This is a genomic window from Leucobacter luti, assembly GCF_050310065.1.
GTDB classification, from domain to species: Bacteria; Actinomycetota; Actinomycetes; order Actinomycetales; family Microbacteriaceae; genus Leucobacter; species Leucobacter luti_B.
In genome coordinates, this window is sequence record NZ_CP190007.1 from 2,153,635 (window position 1) to 2,170,768 (window position 17,134).

General features: G+C 70.5%; 17 protein-coding genes and 1 tRNA gene. 5 read left to right on the plus strand and 13 right to left on the minus strand.

Annotated features, from left to right (window positions below; genetic code table 11):
• Positions 1-4: 4 nt before the first annotated feature.
• The 3 genes from ACOPJ3_RS09845 to ACOPJ3_RS09855 all read right to left on the minus strand — a co-directional run bounded on the left by ACOPJ3_RS09845 (position 5) and on the right by ACOPJ3_RS09855 (position 2,802).
• Complete coding sequence (locus tag ACOPJ3_RS09845) at positions 5-928, minus strand: peptidylprolyl isomerase (protein WP_427869000.1); 924 nt, start codon at positions 926-928, stop codon at positions 5-7.
• Between the two features lie 63 nt (positions 929-991).
• On the minus strand, positions 992-2,050 hold the full coding sequence (locus ACOPJ3_RS09850; protein WP_427871211.1) for a tRNA (adenine-N1)-methyltransferase: 1,059 nt from the start codon (positions 2,048-2,050) through the stop codon (positions 992-994).
• A gap of 14 nt (positions 2,051-2,064) precedes the next feature.
• Complete coding sequence (locus ACOPJ3_RS09855; protein ID WP_427869001.1) at positions 2,065-2,802, minus strand: HAD family hydrolase; 738 nt, start codon at positions 2,800-2,802, stop codon at positions 2,065-2,067.
• Between the two features lie 106 nt (positions 2,803-2,908).
• Here ACOPJ3_RS09855 and ACOPJ3_RS09860 point away from each other — a divergent pair, with 106 nt between their 5' ends.
• Positions 2,909-4,048: a PAC2 family protein gene (locus ACOPJ3_RS09860; protein WP_427869002.1), complete on the plus strand. Its 1,140-nt coding sequence runs from the start codon at positions 2,909-2,911 to the stop codon at positions 4,046-4,048.
• Between the two features lie 100 nt (positions 4,049-4,148).
• Here the strand turns inward: ACOPJ3_RS09860 and mshC are convergent, their stop codons facing one another.
• The 9 genes from mshC to ACOPJ3_RS09905 form a co-directional block, all read right to left on the minus strand.
• Complete coding sequence (gene mshC, locus ACOPJ3_RS09865; protein WP_427869003.1) at positions 4,149-5,393, minus strand: cysteine--1-D-myo-inosityl 2-amino-2-deoxy-alpha-D-glucopyranoside ligase; 1,245 nt, start codon at positions 5,391-5,393, stop codon at positions 4,149-4,151.
• Positions 5,390-6,277 (minus strand): undecaprenyl-diphosphate phosphatase, encoded by an 888-nt coding sequence (locus ACOPJ3_RS09870; RefSeq protein ID WP_427869004.1) that lies wholly within the window; start codon positions 6,275-6,277, stop codon positions 5,390-5,392. The genes mshC and ACOPJ3_RS09870 overlap by 4 nt, the downstream gene beginning before the upstream one ends.
• A gap of 154 nt (positions 6,278-6,431) precedes the next feature.
• Positions 6,432-7,745 (minus strand): M20/M25/M40 family metallo-hydrolase, encoded by a 1,314-nt coding sequence (locus ACOPJ3_RS09875; RefSeq protein ID WP_427869005.1) that lies wholly within the window; start codon positions 7,743-7,745, stop codon positions 6,432-6,434.
• Positions 7,742-8,137 (minus strand): TfoX/Sxy family protein, encoded by a 396-nt coding sequence (locus tag ACOPJ3_RS09880; RefSeq protein ID WP_427869006.1) that lies wholly within the window; start codon positions 8,135-8,137, stop codon positions 7,742-7,744. The genes ACOPJ3_RS09875 and ACOPJ3_RS09880 overlap by 4 nt, the downstream gene beginning before the upstream one ends.
• The gene (locus tag ACOPJ3_RS09885) at positions 8,138-8,575 is read right to left on the minus strand and encodes a VOC family protein (RefSeq protein ID WP_427869007.1); all 438 of its coding nucleotides are present in this window, start codon (positions 8,573-8,575) and stop codon (positions 8,138-8,140) included. It lies immediately after the preceding gene.
• A gap of 348 nt (positions 8,576-8,923) precedes the next feature.
• Positions 8,924-9,571 carry an alpha/beta fold hydrolase gene (locus ACOPJ3_RS09890; protein ID WP_427869008.1) on the minus strand — a complete coding sequence of 216 codons (648 nt, stop codon included), beginning with the start codon at positions 9,569-9,571 and terminating at the stop codon, positions 8,924-8,926.
• 381 nt (positions 9,572-9,952) lie between these two features.
• Positions 9,953-10,038, minus strand: a tRNA-Leu gene (locus ACOPJ3_RS09895).
• A gap of 40 nt (positions 10,039-10,078) precedes the next feature.
• The gene (ybaK, locus tag ACOPJ3_RS09900) at positions 10,079-10,627 is read right to left on the minus strand and encodes a Cys-tRNA(Pro) deacylase (protein ID WP_427869009.1); all 549 of its coding nucleotides are present in this window, start codon (positions 10,625-10,627) and stop codon (positions 10,079-10,081) included.
• Between the two features lie 31 nt (positions 10,628-10,658).
• Positions 10,659-12,470, minus strand: a complete 1,812-nt coding sequence (locus ACOPJ3_RS09905) for a DEAD/DEAH box helicase (protein ID WP_427869010.1) — start codon at positions 12,468-12,470, stop codon at positions 10,659-10,661.
• A gap of 137 nt (positions 12,471-12,607) precedes the next feature.
• Here ACOPJ3_RS09905 and ACOPJ3_RS09910 point away from each other — a divergent pair, with 137 nt between their 5' ends.
• Together ACOPJ3_RS09910 and ACOPJ3_RS09915 are read left to right on the plus strand one after the other, a co-directional pair.
• A complete protein-coding gene (locus ACOPJ3_RS09910) occupies positions 12,608-13,384 on the plus strand; it encodes an SGNH/GDSL hydrolase family protein (protein ID WP_427871212.1) in 777 nt (258 codons plus the stop codon).
• A 16-nt stretch (positions 13,385-13,400) separates the two neighbouring features.
• Positions 13,401-13,736 carry a hypothetical protein gene (locus tag ACOPJ3_RS09915; protein ID WP_427869011.1) on the plus strand — a complete coding sequence of 112 codons (336 nt, stop codon included), beginning with the start codon at positions 13,401-13,403 and terminating at the stop codon, positions 13,734-13,736.
• Between the two features lie 31 nt (positions 13,737-13,767).
• Here the strand turns inward: ACOPJ3_RS09915 and gluQRS are convergent, their stop codons facing one another.
• Positions 13,768-14,718, minus strand: coding sequence for a tRNA glutamyl-Q(34) synthetase GluQRS (gene gluQRS / locus ACOPJ3_RS09920; RefSeq protein ID WP_427869012.1), 951 nt, complete (start codon positions 14,716-14,718; stop codon positions 13,768-13,770).
• 98 nt (positions 14,719-14,816) lie between these two features.
• On the opposite strand from gluQRS, the gene ACOPJ3_RS09925 reads away from it, so the two are divergent.
• Together ACOPJ3_RS09925 and pdxY are read left to right on the plus strand one after the other, a co-directional pair.
• Positions 14,817-16,163, plus strand: coding sequence for an FAD-binding oxidoreductase (locus tag ACOPJ3_RS09925; protein WP_427869013.1), 1,347 nt, complete (start codon positions 14,817-14,819; stop codon positions 16,161-16,163).
• A gap of 74 nt (positions 16,164-16,237) precedes the next feature.
• On the plus strand, positions 16,238-17,098 hold the full coding sequence (pdxY, locus tag ACOPJ3_RS09930; protein WP_427869014.1) for a pyridoxal kinase PdxY: 861 nt from the start codon (positions 16,238-16,240) through the stop codon (positions 17,096-17,098).
• Positions 17,099-17,134: the final 36 nt, after the last annotated feature.

Below are 17,134 nucleotides of genomic sequence, written 5' to 3' on the forward strand. Positions count from 1 at the left end.
CGCCTCAGTTGACCCCGAGGATGTCGATGACCGAGACCTGCGCGGCGCCACCCTCGTTCTCGATGACGACGACCTGCGAGCCGACCTTCTTGCCGGTGAGGCCCTTGCGGAACTCGAAGCCGGACTGCGCGATCTGGTCCTCGCTGCCGAGCTGCGTGATCCCGGACTCCCAGGTGTTGGTCTTCACGGTGCCGTCCCAGCCGACGGTGAGCACCTGGCCGACGATCCCGTCGCTCGCCTTGACCTCGTCGCCCGTGCCCTCGATGCGGGTCGCGGCCGTGAGGCCCTCGGGAGCCTCGCGCGGCGGCAGCACGACGCCGGGCTGACCCTCATCGTTCGTCACGACCGCGGGGAAGCCGTTCGGCAGGCCGAGGGTGCGCCCCTGGGCCGAGAGCGGCGTGGTGCGCACCACGTCGATCACGCCGACGACGGCGGATCCGGGCGCGCCGCCGAGCTGGGCCGCGAACATCTCGCTGTCCTTCGCGGCCATCGCGACCACGATCCGGTCGCCTGCGGCGCCGCAGCGGGCCGCCTCGCTCAGCGGGTTGGGGTTCTCCTTGTCGATCAGGAGGAACTCAGGGGGCTGGCCCGGGTTGTTGAAGTCGGGGCTCGCGTAGAGCTGCTTCCCCGTCGCGGAGTCGAAGAACGCCATGTTGACCGACACGAGCGACTGCTCGTCGGCGACGACGCTGCGATCCTCGGCCTCGGTGATGACCGTGCGCTGCGTCGACTTGATCGACACGTCGCTCGGGATCGACACCTCCGGCGCCTTGCCGAACTCGCCGAGCACCGTGACCGCGTTGCTGAGCGCGCCGGGCGACAGCTCCGGCGTGCACGAGTCGGCCGCGCTGACCTGCGCGCTGCAGCCGGTCACCCCGGCGATCAGCAGCGCTGCAGCTGCGCTTGCGGGGACGAGTCGACGAAGCATATGCACCTCTCGCGGAAGCCTGTGGGACCCGGCTATCCTATCGAATCCCAGCTCCGGATCCCGTCAGTTTGCCGCGTCCGCGTTGGAGCCGTCGCCGAGCTCGGCGCCGCGCTCGCGCGCGAAGCGCCTGGCCTCCCGCACCTTCTTCCGCAGCACCTTGTCGCTCTTGCCGCGCTCGCCGACCACCTCGGGGGTCCAGACCTCCTCGCTCGGCGCGCCGTCGGGCGCGAGATCCGGCAGCCAGGTGCCGAGATCCTCGTCCGTGAACTCGCCCTTCGAGGCGCGGCGCTTGAGCTCGGGAAGCACGGTACCGTCGGCGAGCCTGCGCGCCGTGATCAGGAAGCCCGTGTGCGCGACCATGCGGTGATCCGGGCGCACGGCGAGCCCCTCGACGTGCCAGCCGCGCACCATCGTCTCGTTCGACTGCGGGTGCGTGAAGCGGCCGCTGCGCCGGATCTGCTCGGCGGTCCGGGAGAGCTGCGTGACGGTCGCGACGTAGCAGATGAGCACCCCGCCGGGCGCGAGGGCGTCGGCGGCGACGTCCACGCACTCCCAGGGCACGAGCATGTCGAGCACGACGCGGTCGATCGTGCCGGCCGCGCAGGTGCCGGGGAGCGTCTCCTGGAGGTCGCCGACGGTCACCGTCCAGTTGGCGGGCAGCGATCCCGCGAAGGCCGCGACGTTACCGCGGGCGACGTCCGCGAACTCGTCGCGGCGCTCGAAGGAGAAGAGCTCGCCGGCCTCGCCGATCCCGCGCAGCAGGTGGAGCGAGAGGGCGCCGGATCCGACGCCCGCCTCGACGACGCGCGCCCCGGGGAAGATGTCGGCGAGCGACAGGATCTGGGCCGCGTCCTTCGGGTAGACGATCGCGGCGCCGCGCGGCATCGACATGACGAAGTCCGAGAGCAGCGGGCGCAGCGCGAGGTACTCCTCGCCGCTGCTGTTCGTGACGACGGAGGCGTCAGGCAGGCCGACGATGTCCGCGTGCGGGATGATGCCGCGGTGGCTGTGGAACTCGCCGCCCTCGATCAGCGTGATCGTGTTGATGCGCGCCTTCGGGCCGGTCAGCTGGACGCGGTCGCCGTAGACGAAAGGCCCTCTGACCTCGGGGGTTCCGTGCATCGGCTCGGTCTCGCTCACTCAGCGGCTCCTTCGGTGGTGGTTGCGGTGGTGGGTTCGTTTCGCGCCTCGTCGCTCGCGCGCAGGGCGGCGAAGCGCTCGGAGAGCCCCGCCGCGTCGACGCCAGCGAGGGTGGTCCAGAGTTCGTGGGCCGCGCCGCCCTCGAGCGGAAGCAGGTTCGGGATCCCGATCGCGACCGTGCCGGCGGCGCGCGCCGAGCGGAGGCCCGTCGGCGAGTCCTCGAGGGCGAGGCAATCGGACGCGGAGACGCCGAGGGCGGCCGCGCCGCGCAGGTAGGGATCCGGGTGCGGCTTCTCGTGCTCGACCTCGTCGCCCCCGATCACGAACGCGAAGCTGCCCTCGGGCAGCAGCGCGACGACCTCGTCGGCGATCGAGCGCACGGCCATCGTGACGAGCGCGCACGGGACCCCGGCCTCGCCGAGCGACGCGATCAGCTCGACCGCGCCCGGGCGCCACTCGGGGCCGACCTCGCCAAGGCCCGCGATCACCGCGTCGCGCCACTCGTCGATGATCTCGTCGACCGAGAGCGGGACGCCGAGCGCCTGGAAGAGGCCGGCCGCGGCGCGCAGGCCGGAGCCCACGAGCTGCTCGCTGAGCTCGGGCGTGAGCTCGAGGCCGTAGCGGCCGAGCATCGCCTCCTCGGCGCGCAGCCACAGCGGTTCGGAGTCGATCAGGGTGCCGTCCATGTCCCACAAGACGGCGGCAGGGGCGCTGGGGATCGCGTTCGCACTCATCCGGAACATTCTAGCGAGCGCCGGGGGCTATCCTTGAGGGCACGCCTCGCCGCGATTTCGCGGCGCCGGCCAGCAATCTTCGCACCGATCAGAGGAGAACCGTTTCGTGTCGAATCCCACCTCGCAGCCCCGCGTGCTCATCGCCGCATTCCAGGGTTGGAGCGATGCTGGCGACGCGACCACGGAGGTGCTCCAGCACCTCGGCGGCCTCCTCGGATCCGAGGTCATGCACGTGATCAGCTCGGAAGGCTACGTCGACCTGCAGGTGCACCGCCCGAAGGTGTTCTTCGACGAGAATGGCGAGCGCGACATCGAGTGGCCGGACACGCGCCTCTACGGCTCCGTGCAGCGCCCGGGCGCGTCGGAGGGTGAGGGGTCGGATCCGGCAGCCGGGGGTGCTGGCGGGGCCGGCGAGTCTGGCGCCGATGGCTCTGACGTTGCCGGCGAGGCGGGCGAGCGCGCCGATGACGCCGAGGCCTCCGATGTCTCCGAGACGCTCCGCCGCATCGACGGCACCCCGGTGACGGATCTCTTTCTGCTCGCCGGCGTCGAGCCTGCCCGCGACTGGCAGAACTTCGCCGACGAGATCGTCGAGCTCGTCGAGTCGTGGGAGTTCGACCGCGTCATTCTCATCGGCTCGATGTACTCAGACTCGCCGCACTCCCGCCCGATCGCGACGACGATCTCGTCGGAGAACCCCGCGCTCCGCGAGGAGTTCGGCGCGAAGAAGAGCAACTACGAGGGCCCGGCCGGCATCACGACCGTGATCGACATGGCGCTCACGCAGGCCGGGATCGCCCCGATCTCACTCTGGGCGCAGGTGCCCCACTACGTGCACAGCACGCCGTCACCCAAGGCGACGCTTGCGCTGCTCGACAAGCTCGAGGAGCTGCTCGACATCGTGATCCCGCGCGGCGAGCTCTTCGCCCAGGCGAACGAGTGGGAGGCGAACATCAACCGGATCGCCTCGGCCGACGAGGAGATGTCGCGCTACATCAGGCGCCTCGAGGAGTCGCGCGACGACGCCATGGCCGCCGAGGCCACGGGCGACGCGATCGCGCTCGAGTTCGAGAAGTTCCTCGAGGGCGGGATGCGGCGCGACGCCGCGCAGGCGCGCGAGGTCGGCACCGGGACGGGGCCGGAGGGCAAGAACGAGGGTGGCGAGTCCGATGATCCGGACACCGAGGATCCGGACGCCGAGGATCCGGACGCCGACGAGCCCGGTGGGGCGTCTGCGCCAAGCTAGAGTTCTGCGCCCAGCGGCACTGTCTGCCGAAAAAAGTGAAGATGAAGGCAGATCTCCCGCTGAGCGCTGCAGTATGGGAGCGCGGCGCGGCGCGTCGCGGCTAGAGCTTCACCCCGAGCAGCGAGAGCACGGCGTCCCTCAGGAGCTCGGGGTCGTCAACTCCGCGGTCGAGCGCGGCGTCGAGCGTCGCGAGCATCACGGGCGTGTCGAGGTCGTTCGCGAGTGCCGCGCGCAGCTGCGCGAGCACGGCGGCCGACGATGCGGGATCGTCGCTCACACGCTCGAGGCCCTCGCGCCAGGCGGCGAGGCGGCGCGTTCCGGTCGCGAGGTCGCCGTCGAACCACTCCCACTCCGAGCGGTAGTGGTGCGTGAGGAGCGCGAGCCGGATCGCGGCGGGATCCGCGCCGGAGTCGAGCAGCTTCGACACGAACACGAGGTTGCCGCGCGATTTCGACATCTTGTGCCCCTGGTAGGCGACGAGCGCCGCGTGGCAGTAGGCGTGCGCGAGCGGTGTGCCCGAGAGGGCGGTCGCGAGCGCCGCCGTGAATTCGTGGTGCGGGAAGATGAGGTCGGTCCCGCCGCCCTGCACGGTGAACGCGCCGCCGAGTGCGCGCGTCGCGATGACGGAGCACTCGACATGCCAGCCGGGCCTGCCTCGGCCGACGGGGCTCTCCCAAGAGGGCTCGCCCTCGCGCGCCGCGCGCCAGAGCAGCGGGTCGAGCGGGTCGCGCTTGCCCGGGCGCTCCGGGTCTCCCCCGCGCTCGGCGCTCAGCTCGCGCATGGTCGCGCGGTCGTACGGCGCAACGTCGCCGAGCCGCCACTGCGACTCGCGTGATGCCGCGTCGACGTCGAAGTAGATGTCGTCACCCTCCGCGTCCTCCGTGGGGACGCGGTAGCCGAAGCCGCGCTCCACGAGCCCGCGGACGGCGCCCGCGATCTCGTCGATGCTCTCGGTCACGGCGACGTAGTGCGCCGGCGGGATCATGCCCATGCGGAACATGTCGGAGCGGAAGAGCCCGATCTGCTCGTCCGCGAGGTCGCGCCAGTCCACGCCCGTCGCGTCGGCCCGCTCGAGGAGCGGATCGTCGACGTCGGTGATGTTCTGCGCGTAGACCGTCTCAATGCCCGCGTCGATCCAGGCGCGCTGCATGATGTCGAACGTGAGATAGGTGAACGCGTGGCCGATGTGCGTCGCGTCGTAGGGCGTGATCCCGCAGACGTACAGGCGCGCCGTGTCGTCCGGGATCGCGGGGTGCTCGAGGCGCGACTTCGCGGTGTTGTAAAGCCGCGGCGCCGTGCCGCGGCCGGGCAGCTCGGGGAGCTCGGGCGGTGTCCAGGTCCTCACAGCGCACCCCCGGTGAGCGCAGCGGCGCCGGCAGCACCCTGTGCGACGGCGGTGCCGCCCTCGGCGGTGAGCACACCGGTGCCGAGCAGCACGATGATGACGACGCCGAGCAGCACGCGGTAGATCACGAACGGCATGAAGCTGCGCTTCGAGATGTACTTCATGAAGAGCCCGATCACGAGCAGGGCGACGAGGAACGCGACGACGGTCGCGATGGCCGTGAGCCCCATCGGCGTCTGCCCGGCGGGCGCCTTCAGCGCCTTGTAGAGCTGGTAGAAGCCGGATCCGAGCACGGCGGGGATCGCGAGCAGGAACGAGTACCGTGCGGCGGCCTCGCGCTTGTACCCCATAAAGAGGCCGGCGGTGATCGTGCCGCCGGAGCGCGAGACGCCCGGGATCAGGGCCAGAGCCTGCGCGAAGCCGTAGATCAGGCCGTGCTTCCAGGTCAGCTTCTCGAGCGGGCGCACCTTGCTGCCCACACGGTCCGCGATCCCGAGCAGGATGCCGAACACGATGAGGGTGATCGCGACGAACCACAGCGACCGCAGCGTCGTCTCAATCTGGTCCTGGAACAGGAGGCCGAGCACGACGATGGGGAGCGTGCCGATGATGATCCACCAGCCCATAAGCGCGTCCGGATCCTTGCGGTCCACCTTGCCCGTGAGCGACTGGAACCAGCGCCCGATGATGCGCACGATGTCGCGCCAGAAGAACACGATGACGGCGGCCTCGGTGCCGATCTGGGTGATCGCCGTAAACGCGGCCCCCGCGTCGCCGATGCCCATGAGCTCGGTCGCGATCCGGAGGTGGGCGCTCGACGAGATCGGCAGGAACTCCGTGAGCCCCTGGATGATGCCGAGGAAGATCGCCTCGAAGATTCCCATCGTTTCCTTTCGTGGCCGCCATTCGAGCGACGTCTTCGCGAGCCGGTGACTCGCCCGGATCTCGGAACCAGGCGCGGGCCGCCGTCCAGGATAGCCGACCCCTGGCTGGGCCGCCGCTCCGAGCCGCGGGGTTTCTGCGGCCCGGAGCGCCCAGCTAGTAGCTGCGCAGCAGGTCGACGAGCACGCGGTGCCCGAAGTCGAGGGCGTCGAGCGGCACGCGCTCGTCGACACCGTGGAACATCCCGGGGAAGTCCAGATCAGCGGGGAGACGGAGCGGCGCGAAGCCGTAACCCGTGATCCCGAGCAGCGAGAGCGACTTGTTGTCGGTGCCGCCCGAAAGCAGATACGGGAGCACCCGCGCCTCGGGATCCTCGCGCAGGAGGCTCGCCCGCATCGCGTCGACGAGCTCGCCCTCGAAGGGCACCTCGAGGCCGATGTCCGAGTGCACCTGCTCGACCTCAATATCGTCGCCGACGATCTGCTGCACGATGTCGAGGATCCCGTCCTGCTCTTCGGGCAGCGCGCGCACGTCGACGAGCGCCTCCGCCGTGTCCGGGATGACGTTGTGCTTGTAGCCGGCCGCGAGCACCGTCGGGTTGCTCGTGTTGCGCAGGCTCGCCTGGATGAGGCCGCCGCCCTTGCCGAGGCGGAGCACGAGCTGCTCGGGGCCGATCTCCTTCGGATCCTCGCCCAGGATGCCGGCGAGGGCGTCGATGAGCTCCCGCGTCGTGTCGCAGAGCGTGAGCGGCCACTCGTGGCGGCCGAGGGCCGCGACGGCCTCCGCGAGGCGCGTGATCGCGTTGTCGCGCCAGACGCGCGAGCCGTGGGCGGCCGTGCCCCGCGCGCGCAGGCGGATCCAGTCGAGCGACTTCTCGCCCGTCTGCACGAGGTAGGCGCGCGTGCCCTCGACGTCGATCGAGTAGCCGCCGACCTCGCTGATCGCGGTGCCCGCGCCGGCGAAGAGCTCGGGGTGGTGCTCGACGAGGTAGTGGGCGCCGTACACGCCGCCGTTCTCCTCGTCGGCAAAGAACGCCAGGATCACGTCGCGGCGGGGCCGCTCCCCCGCGCGCACGATCTCCGCGATCGCCGTGAGGATCATCGCGTCCATGTCCTTCATATCGACCGCGCCGCGGCCCCACAGCATGCCGTCTTTCACGACGCCCGCGAACGGGTCGACGCTCCAGTTCGCCGGGTCGGCCGGAACCACATCGAGGTGGCCGTGGAGCACGAGTGCGGGAAGGCTCGGATCCGATCCGGCCACGCGGGCAATCACGTTGGCGCGGCCCGGAGCCGACTCGATGATCTGGGACTCGATCCCCAGCTCAGCGAGGAACGCGGCGACATAGTCTGCCGCGGGCCGCTCCGGCTCGGCGTCGCCTCCACCGCGGTTCGTGGTGTCGAAGCGGATGAGGTCTCGGGCAATTCTGGCGGTCTCAGAGAGCTCCGGCTCAGGCGTCTCGTTGGTCATGCACCCAGGCTATCCGGTGCCACTGACACTGTGGGATCTGGGGCAGCCTTCCGCCGTAATGACTCGGCCTCGTGACGCTCCAGGGCCGGCGCAAGCCAGCGCTCGACGCCGCCGTCGCCCGCGACCTCGGACGGCGCGACGAGGATCCACCCCGGCCCCATCGTCCGGCCCGTGCCCATTTCAGCCTGGCGCGCGCCAGGGATCCGGAGCAGCTCCTCGTGGCGGCCCTCATCGACCCTGATGAGGAGGCTGCCGTCACGCTGCGCGCTCGCGACCATGCGGTCGTCGAGCATGCAGGCGAGGCCGCCGAACATGCGCACCTCGCGGAGGGCGCCGCGGCCCGCGAGCGCCCGGCGGAGGCGGGCGGCGAGCTGGTCCTGATCCGGATTCATTTATGCCGTTGGGTCGCCTGGCTCGCCTGGCTCGCCCTGATTGATGAGCTGGATCAGGTTGCCGCAGGTGTCGTCGATGACGGCGAACGTGAGCGGGCCCATGGTCGTCGGCTCGCGCACGATCTCGACGCCGAGGCCGCGCAGCCGCTCGACCTCGGCGGCGACGTCGGCGACCGCGAACTGGGTCGCGGGGATGCCGTCGGCCTTGATCGCGGCCATGTAGGCCTGGGCGGCGGGGTGCGCGTCCGGCTCGAGGAGGAGTTCGACGCCGGTGCCTGTGGCGCCCGGCTCGCCCGGTTCGCCCGGCTCGCCGACGGTGAGCCAGCGGAAGTCGCCGGCGGGCTCGTCGGCCTTGATCTCGAAGCCGAGCACCTCGGTGTAGAACCGCGCCGCCCGCTCCTGATCGTTGACAAAGATCCCGGCCCACTTGATTCGCATGCTCTACCCCCTGGCTCGCGTGGTTTCCCCCGATCCTACGCGCCCCGCCCGCCCCGCCTTGCCGGTTCTGGCCTACCTGCGCCCTTTATCGCCGATAAATCGCACATCGAGCGCAGAACCGGCTAGGTGTGGGTCGCGGGAGGCGGGGCGCGCGACGCTCGCTCGCAATTCTGCACTCGCTCAGTAGGATCCGGCGCAATTCTTAGGAACGAGCGCAGAATTCGGAGCGACCGCAGCGGTTCAGCGCCAGGCCCGCTCGAGCATCGCCAAGCAGCGGCAAGTATCTTCAAGCAGCGGCAAGGTGTGAGAAGGTGGCTCGCGCTCTTCAAGGCCCCTCCGAAGCGCGTTTCAGCTGCGTTCGATACCGAGCAGGTGGCTTGACAGCAACGCGGAGAACTTTTCAGGCGCATCGAGCTGAGCCTGGTGCCCCGCTCCTGCCAACAATTCGAGGCGCGCACCCGAGATGCTCGAGGCGAGCTCTCTCGCTGCGGGGATATTCGCGAGATCACGCTGACCACAGACCACAAGGGCTGGGACCTGGATCGCCGGCAGCAGACTCCGAAAGTCCATGCGGGAAACGTCACGCAGAACGTCAAGAATCAGCTGCTTTGAAACTCCGGACTTCTGCAAGCCACGACTCGGGAGTAGTCGCACGATCGAGCGTTGTAGCGCCATGAGGCCGCGGGGCGGTCGAACCTGCCCACCTGCGAGTGTGAGAGAAGCGACTCTGTCCGGTGCGATCCGAATCATTTCGAGCGAGATCATGGCACCAAGGGAGAGACCACACAGGTGCACACGATGTGGCTCGTCGACAGAATCCCAGATCCTTGCGGCAACTTCCGAAGTTGAAAACGTCTTCCGACCATGGTTCTCGGCCGAAAGAATGTCGGCTGCCTCTCCCTCGAACCCTGCAGGCAGTCTTTGTATCTGCCAGTCCCATGCATCGCGGTCTTCTCCGATTCCGTGCAGGAAGATCACCTTTTCAACACTGCCCATGGGTGAATCTTGCGTGGGAGTGCTGCACGCTTGCCGGTTGCGGAACCCCGGACAGACTGATCTGGAATGAACCAAGTTACGCGTCTACTGCTCCTCCATCACCCGAGTAGCTGCGGCGTGCAGTGTGAACGACTGAGGCGATAGACGAGAGCTTCGAGGGCGCACAAGCAATTGCACTGCATGCCGCGCGCGACGCTCGCTCGCAATTCTGCGCTCGCTCAGCAGGATCCGGCGTGATCCTTAGGAACGAGCGCAGATCACGGAGCGACGGCCGCGGCTCAGCGCCTGGCCCGGCGAGCAGCGCCAGGCAGCGGCAAGAGGGCCCGGGTGCCCGGGAACGCAAGAAGCCCCGGCCGAAAGGCCGGGGCTTCTTCATTCGCGTGCGCGAGGGGGGACTTGAACCCCCACGCCCTAATACGGGCACTAGCACCTCAAGCTAGCGCGTCTGCCAATTCCGCCACCCGCGCGAATGCTGTTCCGGCCTGCATCGGCCGAACAGAGAATAACTTAGCACGGATCCGGATCACCCTGCGAATCGGCTCGGGATCTCGCGCGCGTCGCGCGCCCGATCGGCGCGAGCACGGCCCCGGTCACGGCGGCGAGATCCGCGGGCGCGAGCGAAACGTCGAGCCCGCGCCGCCCACCCGACACGTACACGGTCGGCCACGCGAGCGCCGCGGAGTCCAAGACGACCGGCAGCCGCGTCCGCTGCCCGAGCGGGCTAATCCCACCCACGACGTACCCGGTCTTGCGCTCGGCGAGCGCGGGATCCGCCATCGCCGCCCGCTTGCCGCCGAGCGCTGCGGCGAGCGCCTTCAGGTCGAGCTGCCCGGCGACGGGCACGATCGCGACGGCGAGCCCGACCCCGGACACCGAAGCGAGCAGGGTCTTGAACACCCGCGCGGGATCGACCCCGAGCACGGCGGCCGCCTCCGCGCCGAACTCGGTCACGGACGGATCGTGCGCGTACTCGTGCAGAGAGAAGGACACCCCGGCGCGCTCAAGCGCCAGCGTCGCCGGCGTCGCGCCACCTCCGACCCCGCCCTTCCGCTTCATCCCCACAGTGTAAGGCGCGCGCCGAGCCCACCTACGGCTGCAGCCGCCTCCGCAGCAGGTCGATCCGCTTCTGCAGCTGCGTCACGGAGGCCTGCGCCACCGCGGGCCCGCCGCACACGCGCCGCAGCTCGGTGTGGACGTCCTTGTGCGGATCCCCCGACACCTTCGAGTACATCCCGACGAGGCTGTTCAGGAGTTTCCGCTGCTCACCGAGGGTCCGGTGCAGCGCCTCGGGCGCTTCGGCCTTCTGGGGGGCGTGCTCCAGGATCCCTTGCCGGGTCGCGCTCCGCCTGGCCTGCCTGGCCTGCCGCTGCTGCAGCAGCGCCTTCACCTCCTGCGGCTCGAGCAGCCCGGGGAAGCCGAGGAAGTCGAGCTCCTCCTCGCTCTCCACCTCGGCGTAGCCGCCGAACTCCGCCCCGTCGAACACGGCCCGGTCGAAGTGCGCGTCGGATCCGAGCGCCTGGTAGACGAAGCGTTCCTCGTCCGCGAGCTCCTCCGAGGCGCGGTCCTCGCGCTCGGCCTCGGCCATCATCGCGGCCTCGGCGTCCCACATCTCCTCGGCGCTCTTCGGCCCCTCGAGCACGTGGTTGCGCTCCTTCTCGAGCTCCGCGGCGAGCTGCATGAGGGCCGGCACGTTCGGGATGAACACGGAGGCGACCTCGCCGCGGCGGCGGGATCGCACGAAGCGCCCGATCGCCTGGGCGAAGAAGAGCGGGGTGGACGAGCTCGTCGCGTACACGCCGACGGCGAGGCGCGGCACGTCGACGCCCTCCGACACCATGCGCACGGCGACCATCCAGCGCGAGTCGCCCTTCGAGAACTCCTCGATGCGCTCCGAGGCGCCCGAGTCATCGGAGAGGATGAGCGCGACCTCCTCCCCAGTGATCTCGTGCAGCTGCGCCGCGTACGACTTCGCCGCGGCGTGATCCGTCGCGATCACGAGGCCGCCCGCGTCCGGGATCTGCTGCCGCACCTCGGTGAGGCGCCGGTCGGCGGCGCGCAGCACCTTCGAGATCCACTCGCCCGAGGGGTCGAGGGCGGTGCGCCACGCCTGCGAGGTGATGTCCTTCGTGTTGCCCTCGCCGAGGCTCGCCTCCATCTCCTCGCCGGCCGAGGTCTGCCAGCGCATCTTGCCCGCGTAGACCATGAAGATGACGGGGCGGACGATGCCGTCAGCGAGCGCGCGGCCGTAGCCGTAGTCGTAGTCGGTGAGCGAGAGGCGGGATCCGTCGCCCTGCGGGGCGTACTCGACGAACGGGATGGGCGCGTCGTCGGAGCGGAACGGGGTGCCCGTGAGGGAGAGCCTGCGGCGGGCGGATCCGTACGCCTCGCGGATCGCGTCGCCCCAGCTGAGCGCGTCGCCGCCGTGGTGCACCTCGTCGAGGATCACGAGCGTGTCGGTGCTCTCGGTGAGCAGGCGGTGCTGGATCGGCTTCATCGCGACCTGCGCGTACGTCACGGCGACCCCGTGGTAGTGCCGGCCGTAGCCGAGCCCGTCGCTGTTGGAGTAGTAGGGGTTCAGCCTGATCCCGGCCCGCATTGCGGCGTCGGCCCACTGGGTCTTCAGGTGCTCGGTCGGCGCGACGACGACGATCTGGGAGACGGTGTGGTTTGCCCGCAGGATCGAGGCGAGCCTGAGCGCGAAGGTTGTCTTGCCTGCGCCGGGGGTCGCCGAGGCGAGGAAGTCCCTGGGCCCTGCCTCGAGGTACTTCCGGATCGCTTCTTCCTGCCACGCCCGGAGGGTGCCGGCGGTGCCGTGCGCTGCGCGCTCCGGGTATGCCGGGGGCAGGTGTTCGGCGGCACTCGTTCCCGGGAGGTGGAGACCTGGGTCCGAATCTGTCACAACGCTCTAGACTATCGCTGAAGGTCGCACGCATGCTCCGAGTCCGGGGCCGGGGCTGGCGACACACCGCAAACGGACGGCAAGGGGACCCAGTGGCAGAGGATCGGGATCAGATCGAACTTCCGTGGTCGCGATTCGTGGCGATCGGCGACTCCTTCACGGAGGGGGTTGGGGATCCCGACGCTGACAGCCCGGGCGGGTTGCGCGGCTGGGCCGATCGCTTCGCCGAGGTCCTGAGCTCGTATGACGACGAGTTCGCGTACGCCAATCTCGCGGTGCGCGGCAAGCTGATCCAGCAGATCTCCGAGGAGCAGGTGTCCGCCGCCCTCGATCTGCGGCCGGATCTCATCAGCATCTGCGCGGGCGGCAACGACGTGATCCGCCCCGGAACCGACCCCGACGAGGTCGCGGCGAAGCTCGATCGCGTGATCGAGCGCCTCTCGGAGAGCGGCGCGACGATCCTCATCTTCACGGGCGTCGACACGGCGTTCCAGCCGGTCTTCCGCACGATCCGGGGCAAGGTCGCGATCTTCAACGAGAACGTGCGCAAGGTCGCGAAGCGGCACGATGCCGTCGTGGTCGACCAGTGGGCGCTCGAGGAGCTGCAGGACAGCCGCTACTGGGCGGGCGATCGTCTGCACCTGAACGCGCTCGGCCACCACACGATCGCGCGCGCCGCCCTCGACGCCCTGAACGTGCCGCACGATCTCGCACCGCTCGACCCGCCGCCGGTCCCCGTGCGCGGCTGGCGCAAGGCCCGCACGGAGGACGTCGTGTGGGCGCGCGAGCACCTGGTCCCGTGGGTGATCCGCCGGATCAAGCACGTCTCGTCCGGCGACAACATCGAGCCGAAGCGCCCGCAGCCGAGCGCGATGAGGGTTTCGCGCCACGGCACTGCCGCTGATCAGGACTGAGGGTTAGGCTGTCGACATGGCGAATCTCACGAATCAGCTTGCAGACACGGTCACGAAGGTCGGCGTGAACACGGCCTACGGCGATCCCATCGAGATCGACGGCACCACGGTCATGCCCGTCGCGTGCGCCGGCTACGGCTTCGGCGCGGGTGAGGGCGGCGGCCCCGACGGCGGCGCCGAGGGCTCGGGCGGCGGGGGCGGCGGCTACGCCGTGCCGATCGGCGCCTACGTCACGCGCGACGGCGTCACGAAGTTCGAGCCGAACCTCATCGCGCTCCTCGCTGTCGGGATCCCGTTCGTCTGCGTCGCCGGGCGCGCGCTCGCGCGGGTCATCCGCGTGCTCAAGCGCTAGGCGCCGAGGACCCGGCCGCGCGGCGAACCCGCTACTGCCCGCCGAACACCCCCGGATCCCACGTCCACGGCTCGCGCGGCAGCGCAGCCGGGTCGAAGCGCGCAAGCATGCCGGCCGGAGTCACCCGCTCCCCCGGCACCGCGAGCCCGAGCGATTCCGCGAGCACGGAAAGCACCTCCGCGTCGGCGACCCCGGAGTCGCGCAGCCGCGCGAGCGTGACGGCGCCGTCGCGCTTCGCGAGGCGCGCCCCACTCGGCCCGAGCACGAGCGGCGCGTGGGCGTACTCGGCGACGGCCATGCCGCGCTCCTCGTAGCCCAGCAGCCGCTGCAGCAGGATCTGCCTGGGGGTCGACGGCGCGAGGTCGTCGCCGCGCACCACCTGGTCGACGCCCATTTCGGCGTCGTCGACGACGACCGCGAGGTTGTAGGCGACCGTGCCGTCGCCGCGCTTCAGCACGAGGTCGTCGATGTCGCCGCGCACGCGGCCGAGGATCAGGTCGTCGAACTCGGGGGCGGCCGTGCCCTCAGGGACGCGCAGGCGGAGCGCCGGCAGCCGGGGCGCGATCGCCGCGCGGGCTGCGGCCCGCGCATCCTCGCTCAGCTCACGACAGGTGCCGGGGTAGGCGCCCGGCGGCGCGTGCGGGGCGGTCGGCGCGGCGAGGATATCCTTCCGCGAGCAGGTGCACTCGTAGACAAGCCCCGCCTCGGCGAGCCGCGCGATCGCGGCCTCGTGCCCGGCGCCGAGCTCGGTCTGCAGCACGGCCTCGCCGTCCCAGTCGATCCCGAGCCGCTCGAGATCGGCGAGCTGACTCGCGGCGGTGCCTGCGTCGCGCGCCCGGTCGAGGTCCTCGACGCGCATCAGGAAGCGCCGGCGGCTCGACCGCGCGAAGAGCCACGCGAGGAGCGCCGTGCGGAGGTTTCCGAGGTGCAGATCCCCCGATGGGCTCGGCGCGTAGCGGCCTGCGCCGCGCGGTTCGGTCATGCGATCCATCCTCCCACGGCGCAGGTGCGGGATCCGGATCCGGCAACCGCCCCGCGAAAGTCAATACAATCGGGACGTACGCACAACCAGGAGGTGTGATGGACGGCCTGCAGGATCTCGCCGCACGATTGGAAGCCAGGCTCTCGACCGATCCGGAGGTCATCGCGCGCTGCGCGAGGGACACCTCGCGCGCGGCCCCGGAGGGCCTCCCCGTCGCGGTCGTGCTGGCGGAGTGCACGGGCGACGTCTCCGCGGCCCTCGCCTGGGCGAACGAGACCGGCACCCGGGTGAGCGTGCGCGGCGCAGGCACCGGGCTCACGGGCGGGGCGAACGCCTACGACGGCGGCCTCGTGATCTCACTCGAGCGGATGAACCGGATCCTGAGCATCGATGCGGACGACCGGCTCGCGGTCGTGCAGCCGGGCGTGATCACGGCCGAGCTCGACGCCGCGTGCCGGGAGGAGGGACTCTTCTTCCCGCCGGATCCCGCGAGCGCGCGCACCTGCTCGGTCGGCGGCAACATCGCGACGAACGCCGGCGGCCTGCGCTGCGTGGCGCACGGCGTCACGAGCGACTGGATCGCTGGCCTCGAGGTCGTGCTCGCGGACGGGCGCGTCATGCGGACGGGCGCGCGCACCCGCAAGAACGTCGTCGGATACGACCTGACCAGGCTCTTCGTCGGCTCCGAGGGGACGCTCGGGATCGTGACCGAGGCGACCGTGCGGCTGAAGACCGTGCCGGAGGGCACGCCCCGCACGTTCCGCGCGAGCTTCGCGCGCGTCGAGGACGCCGGCCGCGCCGTGACCGCGATCGTGAACGGCCCGGCCGATCCCGAGGTACTGGAGCTCATGGACGCGCTCAGCGTCGAGATCATCGAGTCCTTCCACCCGAGCGGGCTCCGGGTGCCTGGTGGCGCGATGCTCGTCGGTCAGACCGTGGGGCTCGACTCCCTCGCGAAGGCCGAGGAGATCGCGCGCACCTGCGTCGAGCACGGCGCCGATGACGCGGACATTTCGGACTCGGATCAGCTGCTCGAGGCGCGCAGGCTCTCGAACCCCGCGCTCAACGCGCGCGGCCTCAAGATCTCCTGCGACATCGGCGTCCCGGTCTCGAAGCTCGCCGAGATCTTCCACGGGATCAAGGCGATCTCGAGCCGGCACGGGCTGCGGGTGTCGAGCGTCGCGCACGCCGGCGACGGCAACCTGCACAGCACGGTCGAGTCCCCCGACACGCCCGCGGGCATCGCGGCCGCCGACGCCGTGATCGACGACATCACGAAGCTCGCGCTCGCGCTCGGCGGCACGATCTCAGGCGAGCACGGGATCGGCTCGGTCAAGCGGCACGAGCTGCCGTGGCAGCAGGACGCCGTGGCCCTCGACGTGCAGCGCGGGATCAAGCGCGCGCTCGACCCGAACGGGATCCTGACGCCGGATCGGGCCATCTGAGGCGTCGGCCCCGATTGGTCCACCCGAGATCGCGGATTCTGGTCTAGCTGCTGGACCAGTGGCAGGATCGACGCATGCGTGTTCTCTCGATCCAGTCCTCCGTTTCCTACGGTCACGTCGGCAATTCCGCCGCGGTCTTCCCGCTGCAGCGGATCGGCGTTGAGGTCATGCCGATCTCCACCGTGTGTTTCTCGAACCACACGGGCTACGGGGCCTGGCGGGGGCCGATGCTCTCGGGCGACGACGTGCGCGAGATCGTGCTCGGGATCGAGGAGCGCGGCGGGCTCGAGGGCGTCGACTTCGTGCTCTCCGGCTACCAGGGCGGCGACGACATCGGCGACGCGATCCTCGACGCGGTCGAGCGCGTGAAGCGGCAGAGCCCCGGCGCGATCTACGCCTGCGACCCCGTGCTCGGCAACGCGAAGTCCGGCTGCCACGTCGCGCCCGCCGTGCAGGACCTGATCCGGGACCGAGTTGTGCCGCGCGCCGACCTCATCACGCCGAACCAGTTCGAGCTCGGCTTCATCACGGGCACCTCGCCAGACACGCTCGAGTCGACGCTCGCGTCGGTCGACGCCGCGATGGCGCTCGGCCCCCAGACGGTGCTCGTGACGAGCGTCGAGCGGCCCGAGCGGCAAGCGGGCGGCGCCCCCACGATCGAGATGCTCGCGGCGACGCCCGCGGGGGCCTGGATCGTCGAGACGCCGCTCCTCCCCGGCAAGGTGAGCGGCTCGGGCGACGTGACCGCGGCCCTGTTCACGGCGCACTTCCGCGAGTCCGGCGACGCCGCGGTTGCGCTCGCGCGAACGACCGCGAGCGTGTTCTCGCTGCTCGAGCTGACGCTCGGGCACGGACACCGCGAGCTCCAGCTCGTCGAGGCGCAGGCCGCGTATGCGGATCCGGAGCTGCGCTTCGCCCCGCGGCGCGTGCGGTAGGCCCGCGTCGCTCGCTCCTGCGCCCACGGCGAGTTC

What these genes read in the sequence shown, in the direction of transcription:
- ACOPJ3_RS09875 (WP_427869005.1), bottom strand. Translation starts at nt 7,745, where the DNA reads ATGACCAACGAGACGCCTGAGCCGGAGCTCTCTGAGACCGCCAGAATT.
- pdxY (WP_427869014.1), top strand. Translation starts at nt 16,238, where the DNA reads ATGCGTGTTCTCTCGATCCAGTCCTCCGTTTCCTACGGTCACGTCGGC.
- ACOPJ3_RS09885 (WP_427869007.1), bottom strand. Translation starts at nt 8,575, where the DNA reads ATGCGAATCAAGTGGGCCGGGATCTTTGTCAACGATCAGGAGCGGGCG.
- ACOPJ3_RS09855 (WP_427869001.1), bottom strand. Translation starts at nt 2,802, where the DNA reads ATGAGTGCGAACGCGATCCCCAGCGCCCCTGCCGCCGTCTTGTGGGAC.
- ACOPJ3_RS09915 (WP_427869011.1), top strand. Translation starts at nt 13,401, where the DNA reads ATGGCGAATCTCACGAATCAGCTTGCAGACACGGTCACGAAGGTCGGC.
- ACOPJ3_RS09890 (WP_427869008.1), bottom strand. Translation starts at nt 9,571, where the DNA reads ATGGGCAGTGTTGAAAAGGTGATCTTCCTGCACGGAATCGGAGAAGAC.
- gluQRS (WP_427869012.1), bottom strand. Translation starts at nt 14,718, where the DNA reads ATGACCGAACCGCGCGGCGCAGGCCGCTACGCGCCGAGCCCATCGGGG.
- ACOPJ3_RS09850 (WP_427871211.1), bottom strand. Translation starts at nt 2,050, where the DNA reads ATGCACGGAACCCCCGAGGTCAGAGGGCCTTTCGTCTACGGCGACCGC.
- ACOPJ3_RS09845 (WP_427869000.1), bottom strand. Translation starts at nt 928, where the DNA reads ATGCTTCGTCGACTCGTCCCCGCAAGCGCAGCTGCAGCGCTGCTGATC.
- ACOPJ3_RS09870 (WP_427869004.1), bottom strand. Translation starts at nt 6,277, where the DNA reads ATGGGAATCTTCGAGGCGATCTTCCTCGGCATCATCCAGGGGCTCACG.
- ACOPJ3_RS09925 (WP_427869013.1), top strand. Translation starts at nt 14,817, where the DNA reads ATGGACGGCCTGCAGGATCTCGCCGCACGATTGGAAGCCAGGCTCTCG.
- ybaK (WP_427869009.1), bottom strand. Translation starts at nt 10,627, where the DNA reads ATGAAGCGGAAGGGCGGGGTCGGAGGTGGCGCGACGCCGGCGACGCTG.
- ACOPJ3_RS09880 (WP_427869006.1), bottom strand. Translation starts at nt 8,137, where the DNA reads ATGAATCCGGATCAGGACCAGCTCGCCGCCCGCCTCCGCCGGGCGCTC.